This is a genomic window from Pseudoalteromonas sp. GABNS16E (assembly GCF_028598715.1).
GTDB lineage: Bacteria > Pseudomonadota > Gammaproteobacteria > Enterobacterales > Alteromonadaceae > Pseudoalteromonas > Pseudoalteromonas atlantica.
Window position 1 is genome coordinate 1 of the sequence record NZ_JAQREZ010000077.1, and the last position, 14,231, is coordinate 14,231.

Below are 14,231 nucleotides of genomic sequence, written 5' to 3' on the forward strand. Positions count from 1 at the left end.
CCAATATGATTGATGGTGTTTATATAAGATGGCAGAATATTGGAAGGTAACCCACCGCCACAGACCATATAATATAATACCTGTAGCGTTCTATGTTACTTTAGAGGGGAAAATCCCTAGAACCCCATAGAGGAAAGCTTCACTCCATCAACGGCACGAAGCCAGACTAACGCTGTAGCAACGTAAACCCCACCATAGGCCGCATATACGCGACCACTGGCAGCGGGATGCAATGTCAGCAACCAAACAAACAGTCCAAGGCTTAATGCGGCGGGCAACAGAAGCCACACAGAGCCTTCCTTGCGCAGCCAGAGATAAGGCAAAAAACATCCTACGATTTCCGCAATCGCGGTGAGCACGAAAAGGCCAGCAGTTTTCATCAAAAGCATACGTTATTTACTCCGGGATTTTGTCAGTTGGGCAGCATCATCGAATACGGTACAGCGCGGCCCTGAACTCGTGTCGTAAATAAATACAATCAAGTCCTCTGCACGCTCGAAAATCTGGAATGTATCGTAAAGACAGCAAATAGTACGACAACCGTGAATTGACCGAACAAACTTTGCCAAGTGGATTTCAACCCAATCCAATCAACCTCAAAAGAAATAGGTAGTGGTGAAATTCCGATGATTGCGGCCTCTTGTAAGGCAATTACTCCTTTGCCTATCAATACAAATGATAACCCTACGAGTAAATAGGTAGTCACGGAAAAGAAGCGACCAATCGGAAGTTTGATCGAGTAGCGCACCATCGCCCACGCAATCACAGACAAACAAAGCGTGCCAACCACGAATCCGCTGAGTATGGTGGGTGTTTGCGCCGGTAATGATTGTGTTAACAGGGCTTCATAAAACAACACCGTTTCAAAAACTTCTCGGTAAACGGCGACAAATGCTAACCCTGCAATGCCCCAGAGTGTCCCCGCTTTTAAACGCTCGGTAACGTGTTTTTGAATGTAGGATTGCCATTGGGTTGCATGAGTTTTGCTATGCATCCAAACGCCAACATAAAATAACACCAGGGCGGCGGCGAGAGCGGCCACACCTTCCATGACTTCTCGACTTGCTCCGCTAATACTGATAAATGAGCGAGCGGCCCACCAGGTTATTCCACCGGCTACAAGCGCGCTTACCCAACCGGCGTGCACGTATTTGAGGGCATCTCCTCGATCAGAACGTATTAACACCATCGCAAGTGCGAGTGTGACCAGCAACGCCTCCAAACCTTCTCGTAACAAAATAATTAAACTTGCGCTAAACAAGGTCGCGTCGGATAAGGCGTCTGCAGACAACAGTTGTTCAGCGCTATCGAGTTGAGCGAGAGTGGTGTTCAAACTCGTTTCAAGTTGCTCGCGATCTGCGGTGTTTCGGAACTGTTTTCTCAGCGCCATCATGTTGGCTTCAATTTGCTTTCTAAGATCCTGGTCTCGTGTATCCAGGCTGTTTTCCACCAACTCAAACCCGTCCAGGTAGGCGCTTACCGCCAGTCGATTTGCCTCCTCAAATTGACTGTTTTCATAGGCTGTGCGAGCTGCCAATAACTGGTTTCTGGCGATGCCCAGCGGCGACCGTGAGGACGAAAAAAGCGCCTGGGGTGAAGCACGCAGTTGCGCAACTTTTTCTAGCGTATTGCTATCCCCGTTAGCCAATTGGCTTGGGCTATGGTTTATTAATCTCTCGAGAGTCAAACCAGGTGTACTTGCGATTACTCCTGATTTACCTTCAAAAGCCAAACTCCCGGCATAGAATGCCAGCGACCAGCGTTGTTGTTCACTCAATTGCTCGTAAGCCACCATGGCGGTCTCGTCGATGCCATTCGAAATAGCATCGTATAGTCCGAGAATGGAACGATTTAAGGCACGTGCTCTGTCGGTGAAATCCGTTGGTGGCGGCTCCAGCCCAGCGCTTGCAGGACCATTGCCTTTTCCTTGGGTGCCGTGACACGCGGAACAATGCGATTGAAACAGGGATTGGGTTTCAGTCATTGGCAAAAGTTGCTGAGTCAGTGCAGTCTGCGGCATGTGTTCCAGCAGGTCAGAGCGAAACTGGCTGCACAATTGTTGTATCACAACAGGCGATTGCTTTTCGAGAATCGCGGTTTCCAGCATCTGCGCCTTGGATATCAACGTGTTTACCCCTGAGGACTTTGCCTGCTCTACCAGGATGCTGGAGAACTCCAGCATTTCCTGATACTCCCCGTTATTAATGACCTCACCGTTGTCCACCGCTTCCGGATAATCCACGCCCACGTATTCGGCGAGCTGAGCCATTTGCCGATAGTCTGGAATTGATGTGTCGGCGATGCTATTGACCGTATACAAAGAGAGTAATAGCAAGACGGCCAAATGAATTTTAAACGTACAAAGCTGGGAAAAAGGCACGGTACAACCTCGAAGCATAGATAAAGAATGAGAATCACTCTCGATTATAAAATCTATAGTTAGTATAGAGTCAACATCCCCCCGGAGATTAGTTGAATCCGTAAGCACCGATCGATTGAGTACTACTCATGAACGTGCTCTGCGTTCAATTCATCCCGGCAAGGCTCATCGCAAAGTTCAAACTCGACCGTTGTGTGGCTTAACTCAAACTCAGCCAGCGCATCCGACAGGCGACGTTTTAAATTTCGTTGATCCTCCAGTGATACGTCTGCTTCGAGTTCAATATGAACCGTTAATACATGGCTTTCTCCATCCAGCGACCACAAATGCAAATGGTGAAAATGTTTAAATTCAGGGATGTTCTTTAGCTTCCCTTCAATTTTTTCGGCAATGGTTTGATCAGGTACACCCTGTAAAAACAGCTTTAATGTAGCGCCCACATTCTTGATGACATTCACCAGAATAAACAAGGTGAAACCGATCGCTAAAATCGGGTCGAGTATTGGCCACTCAACAAACATTAAAACAATAGATACTATAAATACCGCTACCCATCCCAATACGTCCTCTAACAAATGCCAGTTAAGGACTTTCTCGTTGAGCGTTTTTCCTTTGCTGAGTTTAAATGCGGCGAATCCATTCACGGCTATACCAAAAATAGACAGTGCGAGCATGCCTTCTGTCACGGGCATTTCCGGATTGAAGAGTCGAGGAATGGATTGAAATAACACCCAGCATGAACCGGCGACAAGGACGATACCGTTGATGAGTGAGCCTAATAACGATAAGCGTTTATAGCCGTAAGAAAATGAACTGGAAGCCGGTTTTTTTCCTAGCTTTGCCAGCACCCAGGCCAGCCCAATAGAAAGACTGTCTCCAAGGTCGTGAACCGCATCTGCCATAATCGCGGTACTGTTGGTCAGTATGCCACCAATAAACTCAATGATTGTAAATCCGACATTGAGAAAAAATGCCCAGCCGATTCTTGCGCTGCTACTGTCGTCGTGTGAATGAGAATGCATTGCCCCTCCAGCGGTGTATCTGTGGTATTAACGTGAAAACGGAATTGACCCCGGTTTTCACCGGGGCCAGACGATTATTTTTTAATTTTTTTCTCCCTGCGATGTACCCACTGATACAGTACGGGCAAGACTAACAGCGTTAGAATCGTTGAAGAAATAATGCCTCCGATAACAACCGTTGCGAGTGGTCGTTGAACTTCCGCGCCGGTACCGGTGTTCAAAGCCATCGGCACAAAGCCAAGACTTGCTACCAAGGCAGTCATCAATACTGGGCGCAATCGAATCATCGCCCCGTCGATAATTGAGTTGGTTAAATCCCCAGTTTCATGCCAGAGTTGGCGAATAAAGGCCAGCATCACCAAGCCGTTAAGTACAGCTACCCCGGAGAGCGCGATAAATCCAATCCCTGCGGATATCGACAGCGGCATATCCCGTAAATAGAGCGACACGACACCACCCGTTAATGCGAGCGGCACGCCACTGAAAACAATCAATGCATCCTTCACAGATGCGAAGGCCATTACCAATAGCCCCAAGATTACCAATAGCGTTAGCGGCACCACGATGGACAAACGCTTACTGGCAGACTCCAGTTGCTCAAACGTGCCACCATAGTCCAGCCAATAACCCGGCGGAATATCGGCTTTTTCACGAATGCTGGCTTGCACCTCTTTTACAAAGCTACCCAGATCACGACCTCGTACATTAGCGGTGACCACGACGCGGCGCTTACCATTCTCACGGCTGATTTGTGCTGGTGCCGGTGAGATATCCAAAGTTGCGACTTCTTCCAGGGGAACATAACCGCCATTAGTGAGTGGCACTGGTAAAAATTTCAAACGGTCGATATCGCGACGGGTTGTTTCCGGCAAACGCACAACCAATTCGAAACGCCGGTCTCCTTCATAAATAATTCCGGCGGATTCACCGCCGATGGCCGCGGACACCCAATCCTGAAGGTCCGCCACATTCAATCCGTAGCGACCCAGAGCAGTGCGATTCGGGATAACGGAAAGTGTCGGCAAGCCCGTGACTTGTTCAACTCGAGCATCCGCTGCGCCGTCAATCGAATTGACGACCTTAAGAATGTCGTTTGCTGTGATGACAAGTTGATCCAGGTCATCACCGAAAACCTTGATGCCCAAATCCGCGCGCACACCCGAGATCAATTCATTGAAACGCATTTGAATGGGCTGCGTGAACTCATAGTTGTTCCCCGGCAGCTCCTCCAATGCACGCTCCATTTCCTCAACAAGTTCGCCTTTGGTTTTCGTGGGATCGGGCCATTCGCTACGTGGTAAAAGTGTCACAAAATTATCGGCAACGTTGGGCGGCATGGGGTCTGTGGCCACTTCCGCTGTGCCGATTCGCGCAAAAACTTTATCCACCTCAGGAAAGGCTTTGATTCTCCGCTCCAGAATTTCTTGCATTTCCACGGCTTGCTCCAAACCGGTACCTGGTATACGCATGGCGTGCAGCGCAATGTCACCTTCGTTCAGCTGGGGGATGAACTCAGAGCCAAGAGTGGATGCCAACCATAAACAAAACACCACGAGCACAGAGGCAAAGCCGACGACGGCCCAGCGAAACTTCAGCGCAAGTTTGAGCAGGGGTTGATAGGCCCATTTTGCTTTGCTGATAACAATGCTTTCTTTTTCACTGATTTTGCCATTCATGAACACGGCAACAGCCGCAGGCACCACCGTTAACGAAAGCACCATGGCCGACAATAGCGCCATCACCACGGTTGCCGCCATCGGATGGAACATCTTGCCTTCAACACCGGTCAGACTGAAAATCGGGATGTAGACAATGGTAATAATGGCCACGCCAAATAAGCTGGGGCGAATCACTTCCGATGTTGCATCAAAAACGGTATTCAATCGTTCACGTAAATCCTGCCGACCGTTTTTATGTTGATTCTCGGCCAGACGACGAACGCAGTTCTCAACGATAATGACCGCGCCGTCGACGATCAAGCCAAAATCGAGCGCACCCAGGCTCATCAGATTGGCTGATACGCCCGTTTTTACCATGCCGGTGATGGTCATCAACATAGCCAGCGGAATGACCGCTGCGGTAATCAAAGCCGCTCGGAAATTACCTAATAAAAGGAATAGCACCACGATAACCAGCAGCGCACCTTCCATCAGGTTTTTAGACACAGTGGCAATGGCTTTGTCGACCAAAGCGGTACGATCATAGACGGCTTCAGCCACCACGCCTTCCGGTAACGAGGCTTGTATATCAATGAGCTTGCTCGCCACATCTTGAGCAACGGTTCGTGAATTGGCCCCGATCAGCATCATGGCGGTACCCAATACCGTTTCGTTGCCATCTCGCGTTGCGGCACCAGTGCGCAGCTCTTTTCCAATCCCAATCTCGGCGACATCTTTGACCTTGATCGGCACGGTACCCTGTTCGGATATGATCACATTGCCAATATCGTCGACCGTTTCGAGCTGGCCGGGTGAGCGTACCAACAGTTGCTGACCGTTTGTTTCGATATAGCCCGCTCCGCGGTTATCATTGTTGGCCTGTAATGCTTGTACGACGTCTTCAACGCTGACTTTATAAAGCAGTAGTTTCGTGGGGTCGGGCATTACGTGGTATTGCTTGTTGTAGCCACCAATGCTGTTGACCTCGATGACACCTTTCACCTGAGCGAGCTGAGGTTTGATAATCCAGTCCTGGATTTCTCGCAATGCTGTGGCGGTATAGGGTTCACCATTGGCCATGCGGGCACCGGGGCTAGCTTGTACGGTGTACATAAAGATCTCACCCAAGCCGGTAGAAATAGGTCCCATTTCCGGTTCAAGCCCAGGCGGTAAGACGCTTTTAATCGCTCCGAGTCTGGCGTTAATTAAGTTGCGAGCAAAGTAAATGTCCGTGCCTTCCTCAAACACCACGGTGACCTGGGACAAGCCATAACGGGAAAGCGATCGCGTATACGAAAGGTTCGGCAAGCCGGCCAAAGCGGTTTCCACGGGATAGGTAATACGCTGCTCTGACTCCAACGGTGAATAGCCCGGTGCTGCGGTATTAATTTGTACCTGTACATTGGTGATATCGGGTACCGCGTCAATCGGGAGTTTTTGATAACTCCACACACCTACGCCAACGATGAGAAAAATAAAACATAAAATCAGTAAGCGCCGCTCAATAGCGAGACGCAAAAGTGAATCAATCATGATGCGCCCCTTTTAGTGTTCGTGTTCAGCTTCGGATTTTTCGATATCGGCTTTAATCAAATAGCTGTTTTCGCTGACGTATTCGTCACCCGATTTAAGCCCATCGATAGCTTCATAGAAGTGATCGTCCTGCCGACCCAGTACAAGCGGGGTAAAGGTATATTCATTACCTTGCTTAACAAAAACGCCCTGGCGGCCACCCAAAGTTTGCACTGCATCCTTCGCAACGGCCAGAGACACGGTAAAGCGACCGACTTCTACCTGTGCCTCTATCATGAGCCCAGGGGATAAAGACTGTTTGCTGTTATCCAGCTTGACACGTGCCAACTGATAAGGGGAGTCCATTGATGGCACAACATGGTTTACCTCGGATTCAATGTTCCCATTAGTCGTCAATACATGAACGGATTGACCTTCGGTAACTGAGGACTGCTGTGCGGGATATACGCGCAGCTCGGCCCATACGGTGTCAAAATTGGCAATTGAAAACAGAATTTGATCTTGGGTTACTTCTCCGGTATTGGCGTGGCGTTGCACAATGCGACCTGAAATTGGCGAGCGAATTTTGTAGGTCTTGAGGCTTTCATTGGATTCAATTTCTGCCAACACCTCGCCGGTTTTTACGCGATCGCCTATGGTGAACTGAACCGACTTGACTAAACCCTCGAAGCGGGCGCGTACATGGCTCAGTTGTTCTGGTGCTGAGACCAGCACACCGTAAACGGTGATCGTTTGGTGAAGTTCTTGAGAGTCTGCTCTCGCAGTGACGATGCCCACTTGTCTAGCCATCTCGCCATCAATACGGCTGCTGTTCTCCTCTTCGTGCCCGTGCTCATCCTCTTCGCTACCATGACCACGCTCATCATGATCGTGACCGTCGTCATCGTGATCAACATGATCCTCGTGCTCTTCATGGTCACCCTCTTTATGATGCGGTGCATGCTGTTCGGTAGCTTCATGTTCATGGTCGTGGCCATCTTCCGCCCGAGCGCTTAATGTGCCTAACAGGACAGTCGGTGCAAACAGCACGCCGAAGACAATGGCTTTGTTTTTAGAGGCTAACTGAAAAAACAACGTCGTTAATCCTTTCATTATTTATCTCCTTTATTTTTTTTATTTTCTTTGTCTTCAGCATGATCACCGTGCTTATGATCCTCGTTGTGATCGTCTTTGGACGTCTCTTCGTGATCTACATGGTCGCCATGTTGCTTGTGATCACCCTCTACGTGGTGTTTTTTATGGTTGTCACTTTCTTCATGCTGATGATCGTGTTTGTGATCGTCAGCCGCATAGAGGTAAGTACTTAAAACAAGGGTTAACACTGTGATTACTGAGATAATTAAATTTTTCATGGTCATAAATTCCTGAGGCCTGACGGTGGTCAAACCTGAATAAAATGGGTTGAATTATTGATTAAGGGCTTCGCTGGACAGCTTTTCTATCAGTGCTTGACTGATGAGTGCTGTCGATGCCGCATCGATACGCGCCTGTTTGGTTGCAAGCAATTCTTCTTGGGCGGCGATCAAATCCAGATATCGGTAGCGTCCATTTTCGTAAGCTTCGCGGGTCAGTTTGAGTGCGTTTTCCAGTGCCGGAATCACCACATTTTGGGTTTTATTGGCCGCTTCGATACTTTGCTTTCTCAGCGAATAGGCCTCAAAAAGTTGAGCATGTAAGCGTAAAAGCAGATCTTGGCGGGCATAATCCACCGCATTGCGGTTTGCTAGAGCGGCTTTCACTTCGCCACTACTGCGTTTATTGGAAAACAAAGGAATGGAGAGGCCTGCGGTAAACGCTGAATCGCCTGTCTCTTCAAAGCGTTTGATGCCCGCTCTCCAGGTGAGATCACTGCGTCCGCCAGCCCGTGCCAGCGTCACTTGCGCGTCCTTTATTCGCGCCTCACTTGCAAATACTTGGATAGCCGGTGATGTCTTCACCCGTGCATACAGCTGCTCGAAGCTCTGGTTAGGACCAAACTCAAACAAGCTGCCCTCCAGCTTGGTGAACGCGGAAGAGGTATCACCCCAAAACCGCGACAACTGGACTTTTTGGCGTTCGAGCTGTTCCACCAGCGCAGCTAGACGGATTTCGGCCCGCGCGACGGCAGCTTGGGCACGCATGACTTCCGCCTCCGGTGTGGCTCCCTGTTTCGAGCGCGCTTTCACGGTCCTCAGCAATGATTGGGATAGCTCCAGCGACTCCTCGGCCAGCTGCATATTGGCCTGGGTTGCCAAACCTTCCACGTAGATCGCAGTAAGTTCCCCCAGTACATCCAGTGTGGCGGCTTGCTGTTCCCATTCCGCTTGATTGATGCGGGCGTTCGCGTAGGAAAGACGAGCTTGACGTTTCCCGCCCAGTTCGATCACTGAAGACAAAGCCAGAGTGGTTTCCGCTGAATCAAATCCCTCGTTGCTGCCCGATCCAGCAAAGTTTTCGACCTCCAGCTCCAGCCCCATCGCTGGCCGTAAGGCACTGGTTTGCCGTTGAGCATTCAACGCTTCTTGGGTGAAGCGGTATTGATAAAGGTGTGGATTGTGCGCCAACGTTCGAGTTAGCGCCTTGTTCAAGGTTAGCGTGGCATCTATGTCAGCTGCGTTCGCAGTGATGGTCAAATTGCAAAGTAAAAACGCAAGCCACACACAGGGCTTAAGACACCTGTTAAAAGTGGTATATCGCATGGATAAGTCCTAATGTAAGTCGTAATTCCGCAAGGTTACACTCTATAGTAACTATAGAGTCAAGGTGAAAGTCTATGAAAATTGGCGAGCTCGCAAAACTCAGCGGCTGTTCGATCCAGACAATTCGCTACTACGAGAAAGAAGGCTTAATCTCGGCACCTGAACGTACCGAAGGGAACTTCCGGGTGTATAACGCAGTTGCATTAGAAAAACTGGCCTTCATCAAGAACTGCCGTGCACTGGACCTGACATTAAGTGAGATTAAACGCCTAATATCGTTACAACATTCACCAAGCACCCCATGCGAAGCGGTAAATGAGATGATTGATATGCACTTACTGGTTGTGGAGTCGCGCATCGAGGATTTACAAAATCTTCATGGCGACCTCAGAAAGCTACGACTTAAATGTGGCAATGCGAGGTCTGTCGATCAGTGCGGCATATTGGGTGAGTTGTCGCCAAGACCTCAGCGCTCGTCTACACGTATTTAAAGGAAATAAACGTGACAGACGTTGACCAATATGTGCGAGCGGCAACACGTGAGAATACCCGTTTAAGTTACCGTGCGGCTGTCGAGCATTTCGAGTGCCAATGGGGTGGTTTTCTCCCCGCTACGGCCGATAGTGTGGCTCGCTATTTGGCGGATTATGCAAAAACCTTGTCTGTAAATACGCTACGTCAGCGGCTAGCCGGTTTAGCGGCTTGGCATCTTGATCAGGGCTTTCCCGATCCCACCAAAGCACCGCATGTGAAAAAAGTGTTAAAGGGCATCGCCGAATTGCACCCGGTTGTTCAAAAGCAAGCTAAACCGATTCAGCTCGACCAGCTAACGCAGCTGGTGAATTCTTTTGACGGTTTTATTACAACTGGCTCGCCAAAAGTAGCGTTGCAATCGATCAGAGATAAAGCCTTATTGCTGATCGGTTTCTGGAGAGCTTTTCGCAGTGACGAATTAGCCCGTCTCTGTGTGGAGCATATTCAGGCCGATTCAGGGAAAGGAATGGAAATATTTGTACCCCGCAGCAAAGGTGATCATTCCCGTTTAGGTCGACGATATAAGGCACCCGCATTGCAACAACTCTGCCCGGTCGAAGCCTATTTGGATTGGATGAGCGCGGCGCAATTAAAAAGCGGACCAGTCTTTCGTTCGATTAATCGGTGGGGGCAATTATCCGAAGGCGCACTGCATCCCGCCAGCATCATCGGCATCATTAAGCAGTGCTGTTCGCGAGCCGAGATTGACGAGGCCAACCTGTTTAGCAGTCACTCGCTGCGAAGAGGTTTTGCCACCTGGGCTAATGCGCAGGGCTGGGACACGAAATCCCTGATGGAATACGTGGGTTGGAAAGATGTGCAATCGGCAATACGTTACATTGACGCACCCGATCCATTTTCTCAGTATCGTAGTGGAACTGGAAAGGTATCTGTGCCGATCGAACGAGACGAACAACAACCCCTACAATCGCTTTTGGAAGTTCTTCTTATTCTCGAACCTTATAGCAAGCTGTCCAAGCGTACTGAAAAAGCAAAAAATTTGATCGAACGGCATTGCTTGTCACCGTGGGCGATGAAAAAGATCGATTCAGAAGGAAGGAAGTACGAAATTACGGTGGAGTATATTGATGGTGATTTACTGGATGAAATTCTGGATGAACTGCTTCATCAAATGCACCAGATCGCGTCAGCGAATCAATGCATGCTAGAGGTAAGCATTTACGATCCTCGCACCAATAAACACTGGGATTAACAAACCCCCGTTTTTAAAGGCAATTTAAGATATGAGCAGTCTGCATGAAACCGCCTATCCACGACTGCGCAGCACCATCACCGATAAAGAACTCAAGGAGTATTACACCCCAACACCAGAAGAATTAAAACTGATCGCTTCGGAAAAAAAGCCGATCTTACGTTTCGGCCTCATTCTGAATCTGAAATTACTTCAGCGACTCGGTTACTTTGTGCCCCTGGCCTCAGCGTCACCCTCGATCATGAAACATGTGCTTGACGCCATAGGTATCAAACGGCCAATTACTCTTAAACAGCTTAAAGACTATGATCGATCTGGGTCTCGATCACGTCAGCAACAGCAATTGAGGGAATATCTCGGCATAAAGCCATTCGGTTTAAGCGACCAGCCGTGGCTCGCTCAAATTGCTGAACACGCGTCAGAGACCAAGGAAATGCTCGCGGACATCATCAACGTAATGCTTGAGGAGTTGGCGCGTCACCATTACGAGCTGCCGGGATTTACAGTACTCAAACGAATCGCTCGTGCAGCGAGGAATAAAGTCAATGAGGAATGTTTTCGTGAGATTGGCCGAAACCTATCGCCGGAAGCCAAACAAAAAATTGATGAATTATTGAATCCTTCCGATGGCGCTTACAGTGCCTGGAATATCCTCAAACGTGAACCCAAAAAGCCGGGTAACAAAGAAGTTCGAAGCTATCTTCAACATGTTCATTGGCTTCAAACTTTAGGTGAAACCCTCCCCGAAGTCGATGTTCCTGTCGCGAAATACAGTCAGTTTGCCCTGGAGGCTCGTTCGTTAACCGCCCCCGAAATGGCGCGACTCAAAGTCAACAAGCGTTATGCACTTGCTGTAATATTAATTCGCCAACAACACAGCAAAGCCTTGGATGATGTAGCCAATCTTTATATCAAAATGCTGCGAAGTATGGAGGCCAGCGCACAAGCTGCACTGAATAAATACATTTTGGAGCACCAAAAGCAAATTGATACCTTGATCGCAAAATTTCGAGACGTTCTTATCGCGTACGATCAAGATTCTGAAAAATCAACTAAGCTGCAAGCAATTGGTAGTGTCTTGGGCGAAGACGCCAGTTCGCTGATAGATCGATGCAATCAGCACATCGCCTACGCCGGAAACAATTATTACCCCTTCATGTTGAGCAATTACCGGCAGAAACGCGCTTTGCTTTTCAATTGCCTGGATATATTGGATTTGCAATCGACGTCCAGTGATACCAGCGGCACGTCACTACTCAATTTGCTAAAGAGCTTGCGCAGTACTCGATCCGAATTTATCAACGAAGAGGCGCTGAACCAGCATTTGCCGGAGCCATTCGATACCACTAGGCTCACAGAAAAATGGCGTAAGTTGATCTTGTCAAACACGAAGAATGACGCCGGAGAAGCTGAACGACTTTTCCATAGAAAATACCTAGAACTCTGGTTGTTGTTACATATAAAACATGAACTCTCTTCAGGTGATTTGTTTATTCCATTCAGTGCCGAATTTGATGACTATAGAGAGCAGCTGGTCGATGATGAAACTTTGGATGAAGAATTATGCGATTATAGTGAACAAGTAGAAATGCCGCTGAATGATGCGAATTTGTTTGTTTCAAACTTAAAGAAGGAGCTGACAGAACGATCAAAGCGGGTAGACGAGCGATTTCCATCCAACCTTCACGCATCGATTAAAGAGGGCAAACTGTCGATCAGCCCAATAAGGAGTGAACAACCACAGGCCGAACTGCAAAAGCTCGATGCTCTGATTACGGAAAATCTTCCCGAAGTGAGCATCACTGACATCCTGACCGACACGGAAAAGTGGCTTGGTCTGCATAAACTATTTGGGCCGCTGTCAGGTAATGAATTGCGTATTGATGAACCAGAAAAGCGCTTCATCACCACGTTATTTTGTTATGGCTGCAATCTTGGACCTGTTCAAACGGCCAAGTCTGTGAAGAATATGAGCCGTAAACAAGTTGCTTGGCTCAATCTTAGACATGCTTCCGAAGATCGTTTGGACAAAGCGATCACCCAGGTCGTTAACGCTTACAATAAATTTGATCTGCCTAAATACTGGGGCAGCGGGAAGCACGCGTCAGCTGATGGGACGATGTGGGACTTGTATGAACAGAACCTGTTAACGGAGTACCATATTCGCTATGGCGGTTATGGTGGTATTGGCTACTACCATGTTTCCGATACCTACATTGCTTTGTTCAGCCATTTTATTCCGTGCGGTGTCTACGAAGCGGTGTATATTCTCGATGGCCTGATGAACAACAAATCCGACATTCAACCCGACACTTTACACGGCGATACGCAAGCCCAAAGTTATCCAGTGTTTGGTCTATCGCACTTGCTGGGTATAAACCTTATGCCTAGAATTCGCAACATTCAGGATTTGCTGCTTTTCAGGCCGGACAATCGCTATCGTTACAAAAATATTGAGTCCTTGTTTGCCGGGAGTATCGATTTCAAATTAATCGAGCGGCACCTTCGAGATATGTTACGTGTGGTCATCTCAATTAAAAAGGGCAAGATTACAGCTTCGACTATCTTGCGACGACTCGGAACTTACAGTCGTAGAAACAAGTTGTATTTGGCTTTTAAGGAGCTGGGAAAGGCGATAAGAACTCTCTTTTTATTGCGCTATATCGATGAAATTGAGCTTCGAAAAACCATTCAGTCAGCCACCAATAAAAGTGAGGAATTTAACGGTTTTATCAAATGGCTTTTCTTTGGAGGGGAAGGCATCATTGCTGAAAACGTCCGCCATGAGCAAAGGAAAATCGTTAAATACAACCAGCTTGTCGCGAACATGGTGATCCTCTACAACGTGGAAAAAATGACACATGTTCTGAAGGGCTTGTCGAGAGAGGGTGTGGTAATCAACAAAGAGCTACTGAATGGGCTCTCACCATACCGAAATTCCAATATCAATCGCTTTGGTGACTACAATCTGGACATGGAAAGAGAGGTTCCGCCGTTGGATTTTGGGATCAAGATACTGGAACCAGAATAAACGTAAAAAACCATTAATATCAATATGTTAACGTCATTTTGGCGAATTTTTCCAGAATGGGGTTCTAGGGATTTTCCCCTCTAAAGTAACATAGAATGCTACAGGCTTTGTATTATATAGCCTCCAGCTGTGGGTTACTTTCGTTTCCAAGCTTAATCATCCACGATTGGCTTCGTAATTTC

At 48.2% G+C, this 14,231-nt stretch carries 10 protein-coding genes; 3 read left to right on the top strand and 7 right to left on the bottom strand.

The features are described from left to right. Nucleotides 1-116: 116 nt before the first annotated feature. From PSI06_RS19490 to PSI06_RS19520, 7 genes are all read right to left on the bottom strand, one after another. Nucleotides 117-389, bottom strand: coding sequence for a YnfA family protein (locus tag PSI06_RS19490; protein ID WP_369128031.1), 273 nt, complete (start codon nt 387-389; stop codon nt 117-119). An 89-nt stretch (nt 390-478) separates the two neighbouring features. Continuing rightward, nucleotides 479-2,380 (bottom strand): cytochrome c/FTR1 family iron permease, encoded by a 1,902-nt coding sequence (locus PSI06_RS19495; RefSeq protein ID WP_273605058.1) that lies wholly within the window; start codon nt 2,378-2,380, stop codon nt 479-481. 122 nt (nt 2,381-2,502) lie between these two features. After that, nucleotides 2,503-3,402 (bottom strand): cation diffusion facilitator family transporter, encoded by a 900-nt coding sequence (locus PSI06_RS19500; RefSeq protein ID WP_018416673.1) that lies wholly within the window; start codon nt 3,400-3,402, stop codon nt 2,503-2,505. 74 nt (nt 3,403-3,476) lie between these two features. Further along, complete coding sequence (locus tag PSI06_RS19505) at nt 3,477-6,593, bottom strand: efflux RND transporter permease subunit (RefSeq protein WP_018416674.1); 3,117 nt, start codon at nt 6,591-6,593, stop codon at nt 3,477-3,479. A gap of 12 nt (nt 6,594-6,605) precedes the next feature. Then, nucleotides 6,606-7,685 (bottom strand): efflux RND transporter periplasmic adaptor subunit, encoded by a 1,080-nt coding sequence (locus PSI06_RS19510; RefSeq protein WP_026225221.1) that lies wholly within the window; start codon nt 7,683-7,685, stop codon nt 6,606-6,608. Beyond that, complete coding sequence (locus PSI06_RS19515) at nt 7,685-7,951, bottom strand: hypothetical protein (protein WP_273605059.1); 267 nt, start codon at nt 7,949-7,951, stop codon at nt 7,685-7,687. The genes PSI06_RS19510 and PSI06_RS19515 overlap by 1 nt, the downstream gene beginning before the upstream one ends. A 48-nt stretch (nt 7,952-7,999) precedes the next feature. After that, complete coding sequence (locus PSI06_RS19520) at nt 8,000-9,271, bottom strand: TolC family protein (protein WP_026225222.1); 1,272 nt, start codon at nt 9,269-9,271, stop codon at nt 8,000-8,002. 74 nt (nt 9,272-9,345) lie between these two features. Between PSI06_RS19520 and cadR the strand changes: the two genes are divergently transcribed. From cadR to PSI06_RS19535, 3 genes are read left to right on the top strand one after another with little or no spacing between them, the layout of a single operon-like run. Next, nucleotides 9,346-9,762 carry a Cd(II)/Pb(II)-responsive transcriptional regulator gene (cadR, locus tag PSI06_RS19525; RefSeq protein WP_018416679.1) on the top strand — a complete coding sequence of 139 codons (417 nt, stop codon included), beginning with the start codon at nt 9,346-9,348 and terminating at the stop codon, nt 9,760-9,762. An 11-nt stretch (nt 9,763-9,773) separates the two neighbouring features. Next, complete coding sequence (locus tag PSI06_RS19530) at nt 9,774-11,018, top strand: site-specific integrase (RefSeq protein ID WP_018416680.1); 1,245 nt, start codon at nt 9,774-9,776, stop codon at nt 11,016-11,018. Between the two features lie 31 nt (nt 11,019-11,049). Then, on the top strand, nt 11,050-14,049 hold the full coding sequence (locus tag PSI06_RS19535) for a Tn3 family transposase (protein ID WP_018416681.1): 3,000 nt from the start codon (nt 11,050-11,052) through the stop codon (nt 14,047-14,049). Nucleotides 14,050-14,231 lie beyond the last annotated feature (182 nt).